At 25.8% G+C, this 22,502-nt stretch carries 19 protein-coding genes and 1 tRNA gene; 5 read left to right on the top strand and 15 right to left on the bottom strand.

All coding sequences use genetic code 11. The features are described from left to right. Nucleotides 1-148: 148 nt before the first annotated feature. Nucleotides 149-2,080: an OPT family oligopeptide transporter gene (locus tag ABDZ71_RS05690; RefSeq protein ID WP_343759709.1), complete on the bottom strand. Its 1,932-nt coding sequence runs from the start codon at nucleotides 2,078-2,080 to the stop codon at nucleotides 149-151. 572 nt (nucleotides 2,081-2,652) lie between these two features. Between ABDZ71_RS05690 and ABDZ71_RS05685 the strand changes: the two genes are divergently transcribed. Next, nucleotides 2,653-3,693: a beta family protein gene (locus ABDZ71_RS05685; protein WP_343759708.1), complete on the top strand. Its 1,041-nt coding sequence runs from the start codon at nucleotides 2,653-2,655 to the stop codon at nucleotides 3,691-3,693. A 29-nt stretch (nucleotides 3,694-3,722) separates the two neighbouring features. On the opposite strand, the gene ABDZ71_RS05680 is transcribed toward ABDZ71_RS05685, so the two are convergent. The 4 genes from ABDZ71_RS05680 to ABDZ71_RS05665 all read right to left on the bottom strand — a co-directional run bounded on the left by ABDZ71_RS05680 (nucleotide 3,723) and on the right by ABDZ71_RS05665 (nucleotide 7,628). After that, nucleotides 3,723-4,475: a DUF975 family protein gene (locus tag ABDZ71_RS05680; protein WP_343759706.1), complete on the bottom strand. Its 753-nt coding sequence runs from the start codon at nucleotides 4,473-4,475 to the stop codon at nucleotides 3,723-3,725. Between the two features lie 477 nt (nucleotides 4,476-4,952). Further along, on the bottom strand, nucleotides 4,953-5,708 hold the full coding sequence (locus ABDZ71_RS05675) for a DUF975 family protein (protein WP_343759704.1): 756 nt from the start codon (nucleotides 5,706-5,708) through the stop codon (nucleotides 4,953-4,955). Nucleotides 5,709-5,999: 291 nt separating this feature from the next. Further along, entirely contained in the window at nucleotides 6,000-6,755 is a 756-nt protein-coding gene (locus ABDZ71_RS05670; RefSeq protein WP_343759702.1) for a DUF975 family protein, read from the bottom strand. A 117-nt stretch (nucleotides 6,756-6,872) separates the two neighbouring features. Then, on the bottom strand, nucleotides 6,873-7,628 hold the full coding sequence (locus ABDZ71_RS05665; protein WP_343759700.1) for a DUF975 family protein: 756 nt from the start codon (nucleotides 7,626-7,628) through the stop codon (nucleotides 6,873-6,875). A 534-nt stretch (nucleotides 7,629-8,162) separates the two neighbouring features. Between ABDZ71_RS05665 and ABDZ71_RS05660 the strand changes: the two genes are divergently transcribed. Beyond that, nucleotides 8,163-8,238, top strand: a tRNA-Met gene (locus ABDZ71_RS05660). Between the two features lie 836 nt (nucleotides 8,239-9,074). On the opposite strand, the gene rbsK is transcribed toward ABDZ71_RS05660, so the two are convergent. The 7 genes from rbsK to ABDZ71_RS05625 all read right to left on the bottom strand — a co-directional run bounded on the left by rbsK (nucleotide 9,075) and on the right by ABDZ71_RS05625 (nucleotide 16,561). Next, nucleotides 9,075-9,986 carry a ribokinase gene (rbsK, locus tag ABDZ71_RS05655; protein ID WP_343759698.1) on the bottom strand — a complete coding sequence of 304 codons (912 nt, stop codon included), beginning with the start codon at nucleotides 9,984-9,986 and terminating at the stop codon, nucleotides 9,075-9,077. A 35-nt stretch (nucleotides 9,987-10,021) separates the two neighbouring features. After that, on the bottom strand, nucleotides 10,022-11,035 hold the full coding sequence (locus ABDZ71_RS05650; RefSeq protein WP_343759696.1) for an aldose 1-epimerase family protein: 1,014 nt from the start codon (nucleotides 11,033-11,035) through the stop codon (nucleotides 10,022-10,024). Beyond that, the gene (gene fucP / locus ABDZ71_RS05645) at nucleotides 11,001-12,359 is read right to left on the bottom strand and encodes an L-fucose:H+ symporter permease (RefSeq protein ID WP_343759694.1); all 1,359 of its coding nucleotides are present in this window, start codon (nucleotides 12,357-12,359) and stop codon (nucleotides 11,001-11,003) included. The genes ABDZ71_RS05650 and fucP overlap by 35 nt, the downstream gene beginning before the upstream one ends. Nucleotides 12,360-12,473: 114 nt before the next feature. Continuing rightward, the gene (gene deoC / locus ABDZ71_RS05640) at nucleotides 12,474-13,112 is read right to left on the bottom strand and encodes a deoxyribose-phosphate aldolase (RefSeq protein ID WP_343759692.1); all 639 of its coding nucleotides are present in this window, start codon (nucleotides 13,110-13,112) and stop codon (nucleotides 12,474-12,476) included. 462 nt (nucleotides 13,113-13,574) lie between these two features. After that, nucleotides 13,575-14,513, bottom strand: coding sequence for a DNA-binding transcriptional repressor DeoR (deoR, locus tag ABDZ71_RS05635; RefSeq protein WP_343759690.1), 939 nt, complete (start codon nucleotides 14,511-14,513; stop codon nucleotides 13,575-13,577). Between the two features lie 407 nt (nucleotides 14,514-14,920). Further along, nucleotides 14,921-15,523 (bottom strand): hypothetical protein, encoded by a 603-nt coding sequence (locus ABDZ71_RS05630; protein ID WP_343759688.1) that lies wholly within the window; start codon nucleotides 15,521-15,523, stop codon nucleotides 14,921-14,923. 342 nt (nucleotides 15,524-15,865) lie between these two features. Then, nucleotides 15,866-16,561 (bottom strand): cyclic nucleotide-binding domain-containing protein, encoded by a 696-nt coding sequence (locus ABDZ71_RS05625; RefSeq protein ID WP_343759687.1) that lies wholly within the window; start codon nucleotides 16,559-16,561, stop codon nucleotides 15,866-15,868. 150 nt (nucleotides 16,562-16,711) lie between these two features. Between ABDZ71_RS05625 and ABDZ71_RS05620 the strand changes: the two genes are divergently transcribed. Together ABDZ71_RS05620 and ABDZ71_RS05615 are read left to right on the top strand one after the other, a co-directional pair. Continuing rightward, nucleotides 16,712-17,137, top strand: coding sequence for a DMT family transporter (locus ABDZ71_RS05620; RefSeq protein WP_343759956.1), 426 nt, complete (start codon nucleotides 16,712-16,714; stop codon nucleotides 17,135-17,137). Between the two features lie 12 nt (nucleotides 17,138-17,149). Then, a complete protein-coding gene (locus tag ABDZ71_RS05615; protein ID WP_343759685.1) occupies nucleotides 17,150-17,602 on the top strand; it encodes a DMT family transporter in 453 nt (150 codons plus the stop codon). 37 nt (nucleotides 17,603-17,639) lie between these two features. On the opposite strand, the gene ABDZ71_RS05610 is transcribed toward ABDZ71_RS05615, so the two are convergent. Continuing rightward, on the bottom strand, nucleotides 17,640-18,113 hold the full coding sequence (locus ABDZ71_RS05610; RefSeq protein WP_343759683.1) for a MarR family winged helix-turn-helix transcriptional regulator: 474 nt from the start codon (nucleotides 18,111-18,113) through the stop codon (nucleotides 17,640-17,642). Between the two features lie 311 nt (nucleotides 18,114-18,424). Here ABDZ71_RS05610 and ABDZ71_RS05605 point away from each other — a divergent pair, with 311 nt between their 5' ends. Further along, nucleotides 18,425-19,789 (top strand): MATE family efflux transporter, encoded by a 1,365-nt coding sequence (locus ABDZ71_RS05605; protein ID WP_343759680.1) that lies wholly within the window; start codon nucleotides 18,425-18,427, stop codon nucleotides 19,787-19,789. A gap of 144 nt (nucleotides 19,790-19,933) precedes the next feature. On the opposite strand, the gene ABDZ71_RS05600 is transcribed toward ABDZ71_RS05605, so the two are convergent. Both ABDZ71_RS05600 and ABDZ71_RS05595 read right to left on the bottom strand, forming a co-directional pair. After that, nucleotides 19,934-20,683 carry an AAA family ATPase gene (locus ABDZ71_RS05600; RefSeq protein WP_343759678.1) on the bottom strand — a complete coding sequence of 250 codons (750 nt, stop codon included), beginning with the start codon at nucleotides 20,681-20,683 and terminating at the stop codon, nucleotides 19,934-19,936. Nucleotides 20,684-20,841: 158 nt separating this feature from the next. After that, complete coding sequence (locus tag ABDZ71_RS05595; RefSeq protein WP_343759675.1) at nucleotides 20,842-22,374, bottom strand: SulP family inorganic anion transporter; 1,533 nt, start codon at nucleotides 22,372-22,374, stop codon at nucleotides 20,842-20,844. Nucleotides 22,375-22,502 lie beyond the last annotated feature (128 nt).

The following is a 22,502-nucleotide window of genomic DNA, read 5'->3' as shown; positions in this document are numbered from 1 at the left end:
AAAACAAACACATAATTTTTTATTGAACAAGATTCTATTCCCATAAGTAAAATTGAATTTATACATTTTATTTAAAAAGAATTAAGGGAAAATAATCCCTCAATTCTTTTTTATTTAATTTTATATTAATCTTAAAAATTACTATTTTTTATGCTTTATTTGAAGCATTAGAAGTCTTTTTAATAAATACCTGATAAACCAATAACGCAACAACTATAATAAAGAAAATTACACTTGCAACTTGACCTAAAGGTGGCTCTTTAAATCCTATTCCACTACTATTTGCTGCAACTATACCTGCTATAATAACACCCATTAAGCCTTCACCTGCTATAAGTCCTGAAGAATAAAGTATTCCTCTTTCACTCTTCTCTGCCAATACTTTTTCATCCTTAACTTTCTTAGTAAGTATGCCTTTAATAACTCCGCCTACCATTATTGGAGTTGAAAGATGTATTGGAAGATATAATCCTATAGCAACTGGAAGTGATGGTATTCCAAATAATTCAAGCATAACAGCAGATCCAATTCCTACAAATACTAAATTCCAAGGAAGATTTCCAGACATTATTCCTTCTACAACTAATTTCATAAGAGTAGCTTGTGGTGCACCAAGCTCTTTTGAACCAAATCCATAAGCTTGATTAAGCATAATCATTATAAAACCAATTACAACTGATGTAGCAAGTACACCAATAAGTTCACCTGTTTGTTGTCTTCTAGGTGTAGATCCTACTAAATAACCTGTTTTTAAATCTTGAGAAGTATCTCCTGCAATTGATGCAGCAGTACAAATTATAGCACCAACACTTATAGCAGCTACAACTCCAGCTTTTCCAGTAACTCCTGCAGCTTTCATTATAATAGCTGTGAATAAAAGTGTTGCTATAGTCATCCCAGATACTGGGTTTGAAGAACTACCAACTATACCAACTATTCTTGAAGATACAGTTACAAAGAAAAATCCAAATATAACTACTAATATAGCTCCAAGAAGTCCAACTTGAATTTGCTTAACTGCAACCATTAATATGACAGCAATTATTATAATAGCTATTATATATTTACTATCAAGGTCACGTTCTGTTCTCTTTACTGAAGCAGTATTATTTTTGTTTTTATAAGCTTTCATAGCTTCTTTAAAAGAAGATACCATAGCTGGTAATGATTTTATCAAACTTATGATACCACCAGCTGCAACTGCTCCTGCACCAATATATTTAATATAGTTAGTCCATATAGCCCAATAATCCATTTCAGCTATAGCTTGAGTTGCTGGTGCAACAATAGTTGTTCCTCCAGAACCTATCAAAGCTATAAGTGGCATAAAACAGAACCACCCTAATATAGCTCCACCTAACATATAAGCAGCTATTTTAGGTCCAATTATGAATCCTACACCAAGTAATGCTGGGTATACATCCATTCCTATACCTGCACCATTTAATGCACCTTTAAATCCATAACTAATTTCTGTTGGGAATAATTTTATTCCATCACCTAAAAACTTATATAAAAGTCCTACTCCACCACCTGTAAATACTAAACCTGCACTAGCACCACCAACTTCACCAGCTACTAATACTTCTGCACAGGCTGTACCTTCTGGATAAGGAAGTCTTCCATGTTCTTGTACTATTAAATATCTTCTTATTGGAATCATAAATATAACTCCTAGTGTACCACCTATCAAGGATATAATTCCCATTGTAAATACACTTGGGCTAGTTCCTAGTAAAAATAATGCTGGAATTGTAAATATAGCTCCTGCTGCTACAGATTCACCTGCAGATGCTATAGTTTGAACCATATTATTTTCTAGAATTGATTTTCTTTTTAAAATAACTCTAACTATTGCCATTGAAATAACCGCCGCTGGTATTGAAGCTGAAACTGTCATACCAACTTTAAGACCTAAATATGCATTGGCTGCACCAAATACAACAGCAAGTATAATACCAATAATTACTGATAACAAAGTAAATTCTGGCATAATCTTTTCGCTTGGCACATAAGGTATATACTCTTTTTGACCTTCCTTAAGACCATATGCTCCTTTAGGCAATCCTCTTTGTGACATACTTATTAGTCCCCCTTTTTTATTTTTATAACCTTGGCTCAAATAAAAACTTAATATCTTAGCAAAAGGATACTATCTATAACTATTTTAATGTTTAATATTAAAATAGTTATACCCCTAGATATATCCTTTCATTTTTTACAGCTTATACTATATTAACTAAAGTTTATACATTACAACTAATATAAATCTGTTCATTATTATATTATTCAATGTAGCTTGTTAATAGTATAAACTTTAATGATATTTTTGTAAATATTGGTATTTATTTATAAAATCTGTAAAACAGCCAATTTAAGACATTATCAAAACTATATACTATATTGTGATTTATTATTAACTTTTCAACCCTTTTCATATATAATTCACTATAATTTCTACAAATCACTTAACTATTCTTCATTTATTTCTTTTGCATTTTTATTTAAAAATCATTTTAATAGAATTTTTTATAATTTAAGAATATATTTTTTCTTTTAAAAACTTATATAAAATCAACATTTCTAAATCACTCATAAATTTTTATATTAATCAATATATATTAATGTATTTATCTTTTAAGGAGGATTAATTTGGATTTTAAATATGTACCTATAATAAGGAATCGTTCTGCTGAAAGAACATCAATAATAAAACAATCTTATTCAAATAAGATATTACCACTTTTAGAAATGGTTGTAGACAAACCTACCGTCAAATCTAAATATAACTATTTTGATGATCATACAAAGTTTTTTGATGATATTAAGTCTAAAATTTTAGTTGATATACCTATGAATATAAAAACGTCTTTAAAAACCATTAAAAACATAAGAACATTTTTAAAACCTATTTATGATAATCCATCTACTAGAGTAGATTATCTTAAAAAGTTAAGCAGTAATCCCTCTAAGTTTATACCAGTAATTTCCTATAATCCTAATAAAGAATATAATAGTGGCTTCTTAAGAAATCAAGAAAAAACACTTAGAGGTGACTTTAAAAATTTAGCATTCAGATTATTCTCAAAGCATTCAATAAATGCAGCAAATGAAATAATACCACTTCTTAAAGATGATGATATTATACTAATTGATATAGAAAAGCCTTATAGTAAAAATGACAAAAAACTGATTGAATTATACAAATCAATCAACAATTTAAAAACTACTAAAAAAATTAAAACAGTTATAATTCATACTGCTATACCTAAAACATTCAAAAAATCTTCAATGGTTAATCAAAGTATACTCAATGAAATTAGCACAGATCTTTTAAAAGATTTTAAAACTCTTAACTTTGATGCTTTTGGGGATTACTGTGGTATAAAAAATCTTCCTCTTGAAAACACCAAAGCAGTTTACCCTTCTTATATACATTATAATGGACAAAAAAATGTATATGTTGGATTTAAAGGAAACTTTAATAAACCAATAACTTTTACAACTAAAGTACTTCCTATATATACAACTTCATCCTGTTGGAATTCAATCTCTTCTGATCATATAGACAAATGTTGTGGTTGTAAAAAAATATTAGCTATGCAATCTGGAAAATCAAAAATCAATTCACCTAGAACCTGGAAATCAATAACCATATCACACCATATAAGAGAAATGGATGAAATACTATAAAAGAACAGTCATTTGACTGTTCTTTCTTTTTAAACTTCTAATCCATCATTTACTAAATTTAATTCCTCATAAGTAGTTTTTCCATTTTCTATAGCCTTTTGTCTAAGAACTACATATAATTCTGCTTCTGTAGCATTAAAATAGGGATTTACAAACATTACCCCTAACCCAAATGCTATTACCCCTAACAAATACCATCCTATAAATGATAGATCGAATACAAATATATTCCACTTCTCACCCTTTGTCATCTCATTACTCAATTCTATTGCTCTATTACATCCTATAGAAGGATTCTCTGCTAATATATAAGGAACCATACGATATGCATAAGATTTTATTATTCCTGGTATTATAAGTAATAATGTCCATAAAATAATAAAAACATCTCTAAGCAACATACTTTTTAATACTCCAAAGTATCTTCCTTCTTTAAAATATTCTCCTAAGTATCCCATATAAGTATTATTTTCTCTTGATTCAAGGAAAAATTTTCTTCCACCTATTTCAAGTGTATATCCTATAAATATTCTTAAAATCAATAATATTAGGGTTATAGATGCAAAAAATACTGCCATTTTTAAAATCCAGTTTAACGCAGTCCCAGGTATTGAAAATTCATAAATACCTAGGTTTTCCTCCACTCTTCTAATATTTTTCTCTACACTATTCATATTACTTAAATTTGCTATACTAATAACTAAACTAATTAAAAATGCTTTCCAATAATTATTTTTTAGAACCAATTTAGCCTTCTTTTTTATTAACTCTCTTGTCCACATTAAAATACGCTCCTTATAATTATTTATACAATTTAAAAATATTAACCTTTTGTATAACTAGATATTAATATAAAAATCCTACATTAAGCATACAAAAATAAATAACAAGTCAAATATGAAAAGCTTATTTTATAAAATATAATACCTTAGATATACTAATATTTTTTATTAGTAGATTACAATAAAAAATATAGGAAAAAACACCTATTTACACTAACTAATTATTTATTTGAGTACACCTTATACATTCTATGCTATTTAATTTATATATTGACTTATCTATATAATTTTTTTATATATTAAAAGAATGAAATCATATATTAGTAAAAATATTTATAAATTCCTTAACAATAAAAAACACTTCCAAAGTAGACAGTTTAATTAAACTGTCTACTTTGGAAGCGTCATATAAATATAGTTCAATGTTTATATTTTTTATAATATTTTTGCTTTTAAATTTAATATAGATAAATTTTATTATGCTATAGAATTCATGTATTCATCAACATTTAGCTCACTACAAGATACTGTGGCTTTTTCTATTGCTCTTTTTCTAAGTACCAAATAAAGTTCAGCCTCAGCAGCCTCTCTATATGGATTTACAAATATAGTACCTATTCCTAAGGCTAATAACCCCAAAATATACCATCCTAAAAAAGATAAATCAAATACAAATATATTAAACTTTTCTCCTTTTGTCATCTTACTACTTAGTTTTATCGCTCTATTACATCCTATATGAGGATTATCTGCTAATATATAAGGAACCATACGATATGCATAGGATTTTATTATTCCTGGTACTATTAATAATAAAGTCCATAATACTATATAAATTCTTCTAAGTACCATTGTTATAAGCACCTTAAAATATCTTCCTTCTTTAAAACAATATGCCAAATATTCTGTATTATTTTCCCCTTCAGCAGCTCTAATAAAAAATTTTCTTCCTCCTATTTCAATTGCTAGTCCTAATACTAATCTTAAAATAGCAGTAATCAACACAATTAATGATATTAAAAACATAATTTTCACAAAAAATAGAGGAGCAAAATCTATTGCGCCATAAACAGATTTGCTATAGTCATCAATAATATTATTTGAGACTTTTAATATGCTAGAAGAATTATTTCCTCCTGTAATTAATATAACTAAACTTACGATAAAAGCTTTCCAGTAGTTAACTTGTAATACTTTCTTAGCTTTTTCCTTAACTGAAGCTCTTGTCCACATTTTATGTTTCTCTCCCTCTTAATAAAATAGATTATTCTTTTGTTAAAATCTTAATAGTAAATACCCTATGCTAAACAATAATATATGTATAATTTATGAAATATACATATATTATACATATTTTAATACCACTTGTATACTATTTTCCCTGTATTTTCGCTATTTTTTTTATATTTAAAAAATATATATCTAAAAAAAGACTGAAGTTATATGACTTCAGTCTCTTCTACTTTATTTATAAAATATTAAAACTAAAAACTAATAATGGATTTATTTTAATTATTTGAAAGATTATATTTCTGTTTTATCATATTCAAGATTTAATTCTTCATAGGATGTTATTCCTTCTTCTATAAGCTCTTCTCTAAAATTTAAATATAATTCAGCTTTTGTAGCATTAGCATATGGATATACAAATATTGTTCCTATTCCACAAGCCATGACCCCCAATATATACCATCCTAAAAATGATAAATCAAGAACAAACATATCCCATTTTTCACCTCGTGTCATTTCATTACTCAGCTCTATTGCTCTTTCAGCACCTATAAAAGGGTTATCTGCCAATATATAAGGTACCATGCTATAAGCATAAGTTTTTATTATGCCTGGTATTACTAATAATAAGTACCACAAAAAGTTAAAAACAGCCTTTAAAAGCATTGTCATAATTACTCCTAAATATCTTCTTTCTTTAAAACAATATCCAAGATAAGACATATTACTTTCTCCTTGGGCAGCTTTTATAAAAAACTTTCTACCAGAAACTTCAAGATTATATCCTATTACAATTCTTAATATTAATAAAATCACTGTTATTGATGCTAAAAAAAACATTAAACCTGAAGTCCAGTATATTATTTCACTAGGTACAAAATCATGAACAACAGGATGATTTTCAATAATTCTATCTATTCTTCTTTCTATATTACCCCACTTTCCAGCTGTAGTTGAAATAAGTATAACCAAACTAACAAGAAAAGCTTGCCAATAGTTATTCCTTAATACTTTTTTTGCTCTCTCTTTAAGTTGTCTACGTGTCCACATTAAAATTGTCTCCCCCCATAATTAATAATTTATTATTTATTATTATTTAATGTACAACCACCTATAGATAAAATTTATTTTGAAAAAATATAAACTAATTTGTTAAAATTAAGAATCTCAGCTTTTATATTGAAGATTTAATTCTTCATAAGATGTTAATTCCCTTTCTATTGCATTTTCTCTTAAACTTAAATACAACTCAGCTAAAGTAGAATTAGCATATGGATTTACAAATAAAGTACCTACTCCAAAGGCTAACGCTCCCAATATATACCATCCTATAAATGATAAATCAAGAACAAACATATCCCATTTTTGCCCTCTAGTCATTTCATTACTTAGTTCTATGGCTCTATTATATCCTATATAAGGATTATCTGCTAATATATACGGAACCATTCTATAGGAATATGTTTTTATTATACCTGGTATTACTAATAGTAAATACCATAAATATAAATAAACTGATCTTAAAAGCATTGTTATAACTACAGGAAAATATCTTCTTTCTTTAAAACAATATCCTAAATAATTCATATTACTTTCTCCATCTGTTGCTTTAATAAAAAATTTAGTTCCACCTACCTGAAGAGAATACCCCACTACAATTCTTAATATTATTAAAACTATTGCTATTGATCCAAGAAAAAGAATAAATTTATTAGACAAATTAATAATTGTTTGACTAGTTCCAGTATTAAAAGGAACATAGTTATACCTAAATCTATTTGTAACTCTACCTGTTGCTGTTCTTAAGTTAGAAAATTCACCTACAGCTATTATAGTCATAACTAAACTAACAAGAAATGCTTTCCAATAATTAACTCTTAGTACTTCTTTAGCTCTTTGTTTTATTACCTCTCGTTTCCACACTATACTTTCCCTCCTTAGTAATTTATAAATTTTAATCCTAGTTTTATTCTTTAATAAAAGTATACCTTAGTTATATTAAATTTCACTTTAAAACATCTTAACCATTCCTTAATATGTTATGTATATTTTAAATCTTTAATTCAAATTACAATTTTCATATAAAAAAAAATTAATCACGAACCATATATATAAGTATTTCATACTATAGTATTGAAATGTTCTTTATATATTTAAATATATATTTAAAAAAACTAAACTACATCGGTAAAAAGCCCATACTCTTAATTAACTAAGAAATTTCTCCTAAACTAAAAAAACCAGTGTAAAAACAACACTGGTTTTTTTATTATTTAGAAAATTATAAATTCTTCGGTAAACTAATTAAATTAAAGGTAATTACTTAAATAAATAAGTCATTGAATCAAATTATACTATAATAATTTATACATTTATTGGAAAACACCTTGACTTATTAAATTTATAGAGTTATACTTATACTTAAGACAAAGTAAACAAAACTTTCTGTTATAATATCGCGGGATGGAGCAGCTGGTAGCTCGTCGGGCTCATAACCCGAAGGTCGTAGGTTCAAGTCCTTCTCCCGCAACCAAAAAACTCTTATACAAAAGTATAAGAGTTTTATTATATAAACTTTCAAATAAAATAATAATTATATTACTTTAATCTAATATAAATTATCAGCAATATAATTATTCATATCTAATTATAATATTAAATTCTATAATACTTGGCTTTTACTTTATATTCAAATTATATTAACCAATAGTAGAAAGCATTGCTATTGTTAATATAGATAATGTACTTGCTATTGTAAATCCTATTAATTTTTTCATTTCTATTACCTCCTAATAAACTTAATACTAAAATCTTCTTTATTTTTTATAATTTAAATATGCTATTTTTATTACAACTACTTATGTTAATAATAAAACTTACCACAACTTAGTTTGCATTTTTATATTCCTTAAGGAGTTTCTCATAATATAATAAGAAAGATGATTTAATTCTCTCACAACAAACTATTATTTGTTAAAAATAACATTAACCTATTTTCTTTTTTTAATAATACTTTGTTTCTTTATACTAACTATTATAAACTTTCTATATTAATAAAACTTAAATTAAATCTTTAGAAATCCTTAAAATTTTTTTCATATTTCTTAAGTTTTGAAAAATAATAAGTTAACTTAACCTAAAAACAAATCCTATGTAAAAAAATCTTTTATAACTTCTTAAAACACTATATAAAATATAATTAATCACATAAAAAACTTCTAAATATTAAACATAGTTTCTGCTCTATCTAATATTTAGAAGTTTTAATTTATATATATTTTTTTCATTTACAAAAACAAAAAAGTTTCAATATCTAATAAAATAATAATTTTAACATTAATTATAAAAAATATATTAAATAAATTTATATTATTTTATAAATTCTTCAAATTCTTTTTTAGTTGGGTATGATGTTTGAGTTCCATATCTTGTAACACTTAATGCAGCATAAGCTGATGCTTTTTGAAGAGCCAACATTATATCTTTAGTCTTTACATAAAAATGTGCAAAACATCCTATAAATCCATCTCCAGCACCAGTTGTATCCACTGCATAAACTTTATGTGCTTTTATAATATGTTCTTCCTTGTTATTAATCCATAGTAACCCTTTGCTACCCATTGTAACAATTACATTTTTTACTCCTTTATCACTAATTGAATGAGCAGCTTTCTTTATATCCTCTACTGTTTTTACAGGCTTATTTGTTAAAATTTCTAATTCTGTTTCATTTGGAACAAAGAAATCACATTTATAAACGTACTCTAAATCAAGATCTTTTGTAGCTGGAGCTGGATTTAATAAAACCGGTATATTGTTTTTATTAGCAAAATCTATAGCATAATAAACCGTTTCTAATTCAATTTCTAATTGTAAAATTATTAAAGAACATTTTTTCAATTCTTCACTTGCATCATCTATATCTTTAGGAGATAAATCTTTATTTGCACCCTTTATAATTAATATGCTATTTTTAGAATTCTTATCAACAAATATAGGGGCAACTCCACTTGCTCTATTTTCTTTAACTGTTACAAATTTTGTATTTATCCCATTTTTCTTAAAGTTTTCAATAGTATTTTTACCAAATAGATCATCTCCAACTTTACTTACCATCATAACGTCTGATTCTAATCTTGAAGCTGCAACAGCTTGGTTTGCACCTTTACCACCACAACCCATTTTAAAATCAGGTGCTTCTAAAGTTTCCCCTTCTTTTGGCATTCTATCTATATAACTTATTAAATCTACCATGTTTGAACCTATAACTGCGATATCCATTTTAAGCACTTCCTTCATTTTAAAATTTATATATCCTATCTTTTCCCTGTTACAACTTTAAAAGTTCTTCTCTCTTGTGGTTTTAAATATATTAAACTACCCTTTGCCTTTGCTGCATTAAATCCTTCCGGCCTACAAGTTCCAGGTAACGCAAAGGCTGCAACCTTTTGATCTCCATTGTATAATAACCATCTAGTTGCAAAATTAAAATCTTTTGATGAAAATTCAGTAAAGAACTTAAATCCTTTTGGAGATTCCATTTCAAAATTTAAGTTTTCTCCATAGTTTTCAAGATGATCTGCGAAAAATACTATTTCAGGATCATACATTTCTGGTTGATTTAATATATTAGATCCTCCACCATTTTCTTTTAATTCTTTATTATAAGAAAGCCATTTTTCAGTAGGTTTAACATGGGCTGGTATTGATTCTCTAATTTTAAAAGTTCCCTTTGGCAAAGATTCAGTTAATTTAGCATTTTCAACATATGCATAATTCATATGACACATATATTGTAGGGGCATATCCTGACATTTAGATAAATTAGTAACATCCATTTCTATAATTATATTTGATTCTTCTTTTCTTAAAGTTACACTAGGTTTAGCTAAGTAATGATCTCCAAATCCTTTAGCATATTCTTTGCTGCCTTTTATTTTAATAAAATCGTTGTCAATTTCAAGCCAAGCTTCATCCATATCTGAACAAGCCATCTCTCCATGTAATGGATGAGTGTCCTCTGGTGCTGGGCATCCATTTGCAAGTAATCCTGAATGGAAAGCAAAACATCCATAAGTTTCTACAATTTCATTAGCTTTATGTGGAACTTTAAACATATTTTCCATTCTAAGATCATGACCTTCAAATTCTAATTCCCATATAATTTGTCCCATATAAGGAAGAACAGTTACTTTACCTTTACTATTTTTTATTTCTAATCCTTCTATATCTGATGGATACTTAAATAAAGTAACTTGAAATTCATCTGATTTATAAATAGTATAAGGATTTTCATTAAATAGTCTCTTTTGCAAAAATATTTTTTTCATCTTTATTCATCTCCCTATTAAATTTAAATGTTTTCATTTCCATATAAAAATATATAGCTACTATAACAAAACAAATCATTGGTACTATAAAAGATAACTGCATTGATCCAAGTGAATCTGAAACTAATCCTTGTATAGCTGGAATAACTGCTCCCCCTATAATTGACATTACAATAATTGCCCCTGCAGGTTCTGTATACTTTTTCTCTTCAACAGAATCTAATGTTTTTGCATAAATTGTAGGCCAACAAGGACCAAATAATAAACTTACTAAAATAGCTCCATATACTGAAGTTATATTAGGAGTAATTGAAACATATCCTAAAAGACAACATCCTATTATTGAATATATAAACAATACTTTTGTTTCATTAAATTTATTAATCAATAAATTAGCAACAAACTTACCTATAAAAAAGGCTATAAAACTATATATCATAAATGTAGAAGCAGATCTTTCATTTATACTTTTATCTAAGGTTAATGCAAGTCTTATGGTAAAAGACCAAACTGTAGTTTGCATACCTACATAGAAAAATTGAGCAACAATACCTTTTTTGAAATTAGAATTGTGAGATAAATATTTTAAGGTTTCTAACATACTTACTTTTCCTTGTAATCCACCTTCAGCTTTTTTAGGTTTACATTTAGGAAATTTAGTTATTGCAAACAATACAAGCATTATAAGTAAAATCATTATAAGATATTTATAGGGTTCTAATGTATGCTGAAGTACTGATTCTCCAAATTTTTTAGCTTCTACATTCGACATTTTTGACATTTGTGATTGCAAGGATTCACCATCTTGAAAGATCAAATATTTACCAAGTAAAACTCCTGTAATTGCACCTATTGGATGAAATGTTTGACTTATATTCAAACGAAGTGTTGCCTTCTCTTTAGGTCCAATCATAGAACTATATGTATTAGCGGATGTTTCTAAGAAACTAAGCCCTATTGCAAGGACAAAAATTGCAAATAAAAACATTGAATAAGTTGCCATATGGGATGAAGGATAAAATAAAAAACATCCTACACTATAAAAAGTAAGTCCTATTAATATAGCCACTTTATAGCTTGTCTTTTTAATTACCATAGCTGCTGGAATTGCAATTAAAAAATACCCTCCATAAAATGCACTTTGAATAAAAGAACTAGCAAAATCACTTAAATTAAATACACTCTTAAATTGAGTGATTAATATATCATTTAAACTAGCAGCTGCTGCCCATAGAGAAAATAATAAAGATAATAATATATACTGAAAAATTGGCATTTTATTTAAATAACCATCTTCATATTGTTTAATATTTTTCATACTCATTTTTGCATCTCCTTTAGATGTATAGAAACTTTTAAATAGATCTATGTTTACCTTTACATTTTGTATAAAATATTAATCTGCCTTTATAACAGATCAATATTTTATATATTTAAATTATTTTACAAGATTAACTCCACAACTTGCTCCAATTCTTGTAGCTCCATTATCTATCATAGCTTGCATTTCTTCTTTAGTGTGAATTCCACCAGATGCTTTAACTCCCATATCAGATCCAACAGTTTCTCTCATTAATTTTATATCTTCTGGTTTTGCGCCACCAGTTGAAAATCCAGTTGAAGTTTTTACAAAATCAGCTCCTGCTTCTTTAGATAGGCTGCATGCTTTTACTTTTTCTTTATCTGTTAAAAGACAAGTTTCTATAATTACTTTAACTAATTTACCTTTTGATGCTTCAACAACTTTTTTAATTTCTTCTTTTACATAATCAAAGTTTCCTTCTTTAAGCATACCAACAGCTATAACCATGTCTATTTCATCAGCACCATCTTCAATAGCTACCTTTGTTTCATATACCTTTGAAGCTGTAGAAGTTGCTCCAAGTGGAAAACCTATAACAGTACAAACTTTAACATCTGTATCTTTTAATTTTTCATGGGAAAGTTTAACCCAAGAAGGATTAATACAAACTGATGCAAAATCATAAGTTTTCGCTTCCTCAAGAATTTTTAGTATATCTTTTTCTGTTGATTGTGGTTTTAAAAGTGTGTGATCAATGTACTTAGATAATTTCATAAATTGTAACTCCCCTCATTTTCCTTATATGTTGATTTTATTTATTTACTACCTCTAGAATACTTATAAATTTTAACTACATCTTATAAAGATTTCAATTTTAAAATGTAATTTAAATTAATATAATTACATCCAAATTATCTTTTTATTAATGCTATTACTTATCATTACATGTTTATAATATCACCTAAGAGAACAAAAGTAAATATGTTATTTTACTTTTGTTCCATTTTCTCTATCTATAGAATATAAAAATAAATAATAATTTTACAAATCAAATATAGGCGAATATTTTGTGAAAAAATTTCCTTCTTTTTAATAAATAAAATAAAGCCATGGATTTTTAAAAAATTTTATAATTTAGAAAAAAAGAGTATTCCTATAACCCTTGTTATAGGAATACTCTTTATATAAAACTATAATTTAAATCTAAGTTTATTCTTTAAAATTAGTTCAATATTATTATTTACTTAATAATAATTTAGCTGTAAATTGATCTGTTACTAAAGTATTAGCTATTTTTGAAGTTAAAGCCACATGCAAAGAATTAAGTTTTCTTTCTCCACCTGCAACTAAAATACTTATATCTTTTTTTCTAAGCTCATCTAGTGCTATACCAACAGTTCTACTATTTATTTTTTCATCACATATATTTCCGTATTTATCAAAAAATCTTGAACAAACATCACCTACTGCATGATTTTGTATACGTTTTTTTTCTTCCTTACTAAAATATCCAAGTCTAAATAATAAAGCATCATCCTCTACTGTTCCTGTAGAAAAAATAGCTATATTTGCTTTCTCTCCCATCTTTATTATACCATTTATATGACTATCCTTTTCTGTAATTTTTTTCAATTCTGGAGAATCAAATATTACAGGCAATGGAAGAGCTCTTCCTTCTGCATTAAATGCTCTTGTAAATAAATCATTTACCTCTGAAGCATAAGTATCAATATGTGTATGGCTTAATCCACCTTTTAACTGTACTACTTGAACATTTTTCAATTTCTTAATATTTAATTGTTTGGCTACAGAATACATAGTTGTTCCCCAGCTTATACCAATTACATCTCCATCTTTAACTATATCATTCAAATAATTAGCCGCAACATAACCTATTTGCTTTTTTATCTCATAATCATCATTTAATGGAGAAATTGCAATAATAACATCTTTTAAATTGTATTTATTTTTCAAAGCTAAAGACAAATCATCTAATCCATCCATAGGGTCATTAATTTGAATTGTAACATAGCTTTTTTCTTTAGCATATTTTAAAAGTTTTGATACTGTAGGTCTAGAAATATTAAGTAATTTTGCAATCTCATTTTGGCTATATTCAGATTTATAATATAACTTTGCAACATTTATACTTTGTCTATCTTTATCTTTTACCATTATTTCAATCTCCTGCTATAATCAATAATTATTTTCATTAATTTACCATTTTAAAAATTCCATATTAAATACATAAATTAAAATAGTAACTCTTATATTTATACTAACTTATATTTTCTATCTAATAAAAACTTATACTCTAAATTAAGAAGCATCTTTATATAACTGTATTTTAATATTACAGCATAAAGCAAATAATCACAATAGATTTAAAGATTTATAATTAAATCCACCGGTTTTAAAGCTAATGAATTTTAGAAATTTTTCTTTTTTAAATAAAAAACAAAAGAGCTTTAAGATATAATTATTATTACCTCTTAAAGCTCTTTTATATTTAAAACACTCTTTATCCCCCGTATAAATTAATTAATGCTTTAAATTTTATCTTTAAATCTTAGTAAATACATTTACCAAAATTCCATATTTAAATCTATTTTAATATTATTCATAGGATTAGTATTTTTTTTATCAATATTACTACTTATTATGTATAAATAATATTCTTTATCTCTTTCATAATATTCTAGTGGAGTAATTTTTATTTTTTTATTATTTTTTTCTATAGATAGTTTAGTGTTTATTTTCTTTCCTGAACTATCTAATATAAATATATTTTTTCCATTAACAAAAGATTCTTTTACCCTTATATTAAAAGTTACTATAAAGCTAAACTTTTTATTAATGTCATCATTATATAAAGATGAACTATATTGTTTTTCTTTATAATCTCTTTTTATATTATTCAAATTATATTTATTGTCTCTAGTAGAACAATAAATCCAATCATCTTGTGCTCCTTTATCCTGTACTACATCATCATAATCTTTTTTCTCATTAGATTTATACTTATTATTTATTCCTAAAACCCTTGAATCTTGCACTCTATCAATAGATAAAACTCTTAAGTTATCTGATATTTCATTTATATTTAAAAACGCCGAAATAGAAATAGTACATACTATCACTGCTGCTATAATTGCTAAAATAATTTTAATAGCATTATTATTCATAAAAAACATCCCTTTAATAAATTTTTAATATTGTATATGAAAAACATTAAATCAATATGTTAAACTACAATCTTTTAATCTTATATTAATTATTTTAATCTTTAGTTATCTCACATTGTTACAAATTAATTATATTTTATTAATATATATGAATAATATTTTAATTGTAAAATTGTTGTATACAAATGTTACAAAAATACTTAACATATGATAAATAGCTGGTATACATACCACTTTTATACATAATATTTTAAAAGTTTAATATAAATGATTTGTAATTTAAAAATAAATATTGTAATTTAAAAACAATAATATATACTAATTTCTAAAGTAGAAACTCTATTATTTATATACATCTAATGCAAGTTTTTTTAAAATCTTCTCATCTATAACTTCGAAATAATTTTCTTTCTTTTTTATAGCACCATAGTCACAAAAATCTTTTAATGTTCTTAGTAAATGCCTATAACTTGTTCCTAAAAGTTCTGATACTTCAGTTAAATTTCCATCAAATTTGATTATTCTCTCTCCATTATTAGTTACTTCTTCATCAGTAACTAATATATATCTTGCCAATCTATTTTTAAGTGGATAAAGCAAATTTATAGAACTATTTTTTGAACATGCTCCTAATTTTTCTCCTAAAGAAGTACAAGCAAATCTTAAAAATTTAGGATCTTTAAGTAAATGAGCTTTTACATCTTTTAAAGATATTCCAATACAATATGAATCTTCTACTACTTGAATGTTTGAAGATGCCTCCCTTAAATCTATCATTTCTACATCTCCAAAAACCTTAAAGTTTTCATAAAAGCAAAGAAGCAAAGATTTACCATTAGGTAATGTTATATATACCTTCACTTTTCCCTCTACAAAGAAAAATAGATATCTCATGTCAACAGATTCTTTGCATATATGTTCATTTTTTCTAAAGAAAAATAAATTCATGTACTCTGTCATATCCTCTGTGAAAATTTCATTTATTTTATATTTTAAAATATATTTTTTCATTTTTTTAATATCATTTAATTTTTTCATGCTATTCCTCTTTAATCTAATAAATTTTATTTTATATTAAACTATAATATTTAAAAATAATTTAAATTCCTTTCAACAGTATGACATATGTCATAACTGCTAGCAAGTCTTTCATGTTAAATTAGATTTGAACTTTAAATAGGAGGACAAATTATGAATAATTTTATTTCAACTTTTATCGGTGCTTTAATAGCTATAATGATTCTTTTTAATGGAACCTTGACAAAAACTTTAGGAAATTATAATTCCAGTATAATAATTCATATTGTTGGACTTTTCTCTATAATATTTGTTCTTATAATAACAAAATCAAAAATGAAAATTCAAAAAGGAATACCATTATATTTATACAGTGCCGGTGCAATTGGAGTTTTTTCTGTTGTTTTTACTAACCTAGGATTTTTACATCTTGGAGCATCTTTAACTATCTCCTTAGGACTACTTGGACAATCTATTACATCAATTTTAATAGATCATTTTGGATTACTTAAAATGAAAGTTATCAAATTTGAAAAGAAAAAATATATTGGATTATCATTTATTATTTTAGGAATATTTATAATGACTATTCTTTAAAGGAGGCATACAATGTTTTTTTATATAATTTTAGCAATACTTGCTGGATCTTCTATTGTAGTTGCTAGAATAATAAACTCTAATTTAGCAGAAGAAATAGGTATATTTCAAGGAACCTTTCTTAATTATGTTTTTGGACTAATATTTTCATTTATATTTTTATTTTTAACAAATGAAAAATTAAATTTATCTACTATAAAACTAAGTTCTATACCTTTGTGGGCTTATTTAGGAGGACTTACTGGAGTTATTGTAATTGTTTTATCAAGTTATATAACCCCTAAAATGTCTTCTTTTTACTTAACACTTCTTATGTTTATAGGACAATTGTTTGTTGGAATTATAATTGATTACTTTACTTTAAATAAAATATCTATAGGTAAAATTATTGGAGGAATTTTAGTTGTAATAGGGTTAATGTACAATTTAAATATAGACAAAAAACACTTAGCTTCAAAAGACTAAGTGCTTTTTTATTTGGAATATTTTACTTTAGATTATTTTATTTATTTCCTTTTATTTTACTAACTTCATCCCCCATATTTTCTGCCATTTTCAAAAGAAATTCAAAAGCAAGATTTTTTTCTTCTTCTTTAAATCCTTTAGTCAAAATTTCCGATGTTTTTTTTAAAATTTCTATGACTCCACTTTTTATTTCATTTCCTAACTCTGTTATATAAAGCCTATTCTTTCTTTTATCTATCTCATCTTTTTCTTTATAAACGTATCCTTTTTTAATTAAAGATTTTACACCTTTTGCCACTTCATACTTATCAACTTTTAATATATTAACTATATCATCTTGACAGATACCTTCATTTTCATATATTTGAATTAAATATTTATACTCAGTTCTATTTAAATTATATTTTTCTATATATTTCCCTATATAATAATTTTGATTTTTATATATAACACTTATATATTTACCAAAAGATTTTCTTGTAGTAATAAACTTTTCATCTTTCCTATCCATTAAAAATCCTCTTTTCTAGCTTAATATTTTATCCAATTGTATCTTTATAAAAAATATACTATAAAAACATTTTACTTTCAATATATCCTTTTACACTATTATTATTCAGTTTTTTTATAACAATTTAAAAAACAGATTATTTTACTAATAAAATAAATCTAATAGAACCACTATTAATAAATATAGATATATATCCATATTTATTTATCCTATAAAACACATTCATATAATATATTTTATATAAAAATAGTTGCAAATTACAACTATTTATTTTATAATAGTTGCATAACACAACTAAAAGGAGATTTTATATGAACCGAGATTATATACTAGGAAAAGAAAAAATATCTAAAGCTTTGATGAAATTAAGTATTCCAGCTACCATTGCAATGCTAGTAAATGCTATATATAACATTGTAGATACAATGTTTATAGGAAGAGGAGTAGGGTCTTTAGGAATCGCAGGATTAACAATTTATCTTCCAATCCAAATAATAATATTATCTTTTGGATTATTAATAGGTGTTGGTACTGGTTCTATTGTTTCTAGAAAACTTGGAAGTAAAGACTTAGAATCTGCTAGTATTGCTAGTGGAAATTTATTTTTAACTATTGGATTATTTGGAATCATAACTTCTATATTAGGATTGATATTTGCAGAAAATATCGTTAAATTATTTGGAGCTACTGGTGAAGTTATTCCATATGCAACAAATTACGCTAGAGCTATGTTTCCTGGTGTACTAGTTTTTCCACTTTGTGTTGCTTCAAATAATCTAATTAGAGCAGAAGGAAATGCTAAAGATGCTATGAACTCAATGATAATAGGAATGATTGCAAATATATTTTTAGATTATTTATTTATATATGTATTTAAAATAGGAATAAGTGGTGCAGGTATTGCAACTTCTATATCTAAAGGATTAAGTTTTTTATATGTTTTTTATTATTTTCTAAAAAAGTCTTCTATAAAGATCAAACCTAAATACCTAAAATTAAATAAAGATATATTAAAAGAAATGTTATCAATAGGTTCATCTGCATTTACAGTCCAAATATCTATGAGTATAGTTACACTTATATTAAACTATTCTTTATATAGATATGGTGGTAATGAAGCTATTTCAGTATATGGAATAGTTTATAAACTTACTTTATTTATACAAATGCCGCTATCTGGACTAATTCAAGGTATGCAACCTCTTGTAGGTTTTAATTTAGGATGCAAAAATATATCTAGGATAAAAGAAACAATCAAAATAAACTTAATAATATCCACACTTATTTCGGCCATACTAACAGCATTAATACTATTAACACCAGAACTAGTTGTTAAATTATTTACTACAGATAAAGTATTAATCAAAGAAAGTAGTAAAGTTTTAAAAATAATAATTATGATGTATCCTATACTAGGCATATATATGACAGCTGTTGGATTTTATCAATCTATTGGTAAAGGAAAAGAATCTTTAGTATTATCTTTACTTAGACAAATAATATTCTTTATACCCCTTTCTTTAGTATTACCTTCAACTTTTAATTTAGGAATATTAGGTATTTGGATAGCTTTTCCTATATCAGATTTTCTATCTTCTTTATGTTCCCTTCTATTTGCAAAATGGCAATATAAAAAAATGTTTATTCCTTATGTTAACAAAACTCAAGCATCATAAAGATAAAATTAAATACACTTAATAAAAATATATACCAATAAATATCTATGTAAAACATATGTGTTTATTGGTATATATTATAATTGTATATGAATAAACTTTATACATAATTAAATTAAGACTCTTAGAAAAAACATTTTAATTCTACTCCATTAATAAATGGAGCATCTTTTCAGTATTATTAAGAAAATCTCTTGTTATTAAATAATGTTCTGTTTTTTCATATTTTATTTCTTTCATCTTATCATCTAGATTAATTATTTTAGAATTGGGATAACTCATAATTATTGGAGAATGAGTTGCTATTATAAATTGGGCATCCTCTTCTACTAAATGATGCATTCTAGATAAAAAAGCTAATTGTCTATTAGGAGAAAGGGCTGCCTCTGGTTCATCAAATATATAAATACCTTTTCCATTTAATCTATTTAAAAAAACTGACATAAAAGATTCTCCATGGGATTGTTTATGTAATGATACCCCTCCATAAGAATCTATTACTCTAGCTCCAATCCCCTCACTATCTAATTGTTCTATATTACTTGCAACATTATAAAAACTTTCAGCTCTTAAAAAAAATCCATCTTTAGGATGTTTAAGTCCTTTTATAATTTTTAAATATCTATACAAATCAGAGTGACTTTCATAAGTTGAAAAGTTAAAATTTTTTGTCCCTCCTTCAGGATTAAATCCAAAAGATACTGCAATAGCTTCTAATAATGTAGATTTACCACTTCCATTTTCACCAACAAAAAAAGTTACATTAGGATGCATACTTATTTCATTTAAATACTTAACCGCATTAAGATTATAAGGATAACATTCAAAATCATCTATTTCTTTTCTTTTAAGCTCAATAGTTCTAATATATTGAGAATACTTATCTTTTATCATATGTATCTCTCCTCTAATCTAATTATTATAAATATTATACCAAAATAAATTTATAATAAAAAACCTTAAGAAATTTTATCTTAAGGTTTTTTTGTAAATATACATTCAAATAAATAACTCTAGTTAGTATGCTAGTTATTGATTTTCATATGGCTAAATTATGCTAAAGCATTATCTGCTACATGATATTTAGGATCTTCAATTATATTTAATTCTAATATATCATCTGCATCTTTTATTAATTTTTTACACTCATAGCTTAAATGTCTTAAATGAAGTTTTTTGTCTAAATTCTTATATTTAGCTGTTAAATTGTTTATAGCTTCTATACCTGAATGATCAAAAACTCTTGCATATTTAAAATCTATAATAATCTCTTTAGGATCATCTTTTATATTAAAAGCTTCTATAAAATTACGAGCTGAACCAAAAAATACAGCCCCTCTTACATAATATTCTTTGATTCCATTCTTATTAAGTTTAGGATCAACATCTATTTTCTTTCCCTTTTTCCATGCAAAAACAAGGGCTGATACAATAACTCCAACTGCTACAGCAATAGCTAAATCAGTAAATACCGTAACTACTGAAACCAAAACTATAACAAATGCATCACTTTTAGGTATATTCTTTATAATTCTAAAACTTGCCCATTCAAAAGTTCCTATTACAACCATAAACATTACACCAGTTAATGCTGCCAATGGGATTCTTTCTATAAGACTTGATCCAAATAATATAAATATTAGTAAAGATATAGATGCTGTTAATCCAGATAATCTTTTTCGGCCACCGGAATTAATATTAATCATACTTTGACCTATCATAGCACAACCACCCATTCCACCAAAGAAACCTGTAACTATATTAGCAACTCCTTGTCCTATGCACTCCTTATTGCCTCTTCCTCTTGTTTCAGTAATTTCATCTATAAGAGTTAATGTCATTAGAGACTCTATTAATCCAACTGCTGCAAAAATAAGGGCATATGGAAATACTATTTTAAAACTCTCTAAATTTAATGGAACATTTGGTATACTAAACTTTGGAAATCCTCCGCCAACTTTAGCTACATCCCCTACAATTCTTGTATCTATTCCTAAATAATTTACTAACAAAGACACAATTACAATAGCAGCTAGTGCTGCAGGTACTACCTTTGTAATCTTAGGTAAGATATACATTATACCCATAGTTAATAAAACAAGTCCAAGCATTGCAAAAAACTCAGTTCCAACCATCCATTGTAATTGTCCATTACTTCCCTTTACTTTAAATTGATTTAATTGAGCCATAAAAATAACAATGGCAAGTCCATTTACAAATCCAAGCATTACAGGTTGGGGAATAAACCTTACAAATTTACCTAATTTTAATAATCCAATTATAATCTGAATAATTCCCATAACAATTACTGCTAAAAATAAATATTCTACTCCCCTTTTAGCTACAAGTTCCACCATTACAACAGCAAGTCCTCCTGTTGCTCCTGAAATCATCCCTGGTCTTCCACCTAAAATTGATGTTATAAATCCAACTAAAAATGCTGCATATAACCCAACCAAAGGTTTTACTCCTGCTACAATAGCAAAAGCTACAGCCTCTGGAACTAAAGCTAATGCAACGGTAAGTCCAGATAACATTTCATCTCTTATGCTCTTTTTGTCACTTATCATTTGTTTAAACGTCATACATTTCCTCCTAATACTTAATATCACAAGGCACTATAATAACATAAAAACTCAATTTAATCCATCTATAAATAAACAAATACATACATTCCTAGAAAAACTAATAGATTTATAATTTCCTTAATACT

It is taken from the genome of Clostridium oceanicum (assembly GCF_039521385.1).
GTDB lineage: Bacteria > Bacillota > Clostridia > Clostridiales > Clostridiaceae > Clostridium_F > Clostridium_F oceanicum.
Note: the sequence above shows the minus strand (reverse complement) of the source record. Positions and strands in the feature narration are given on the sequence as shown.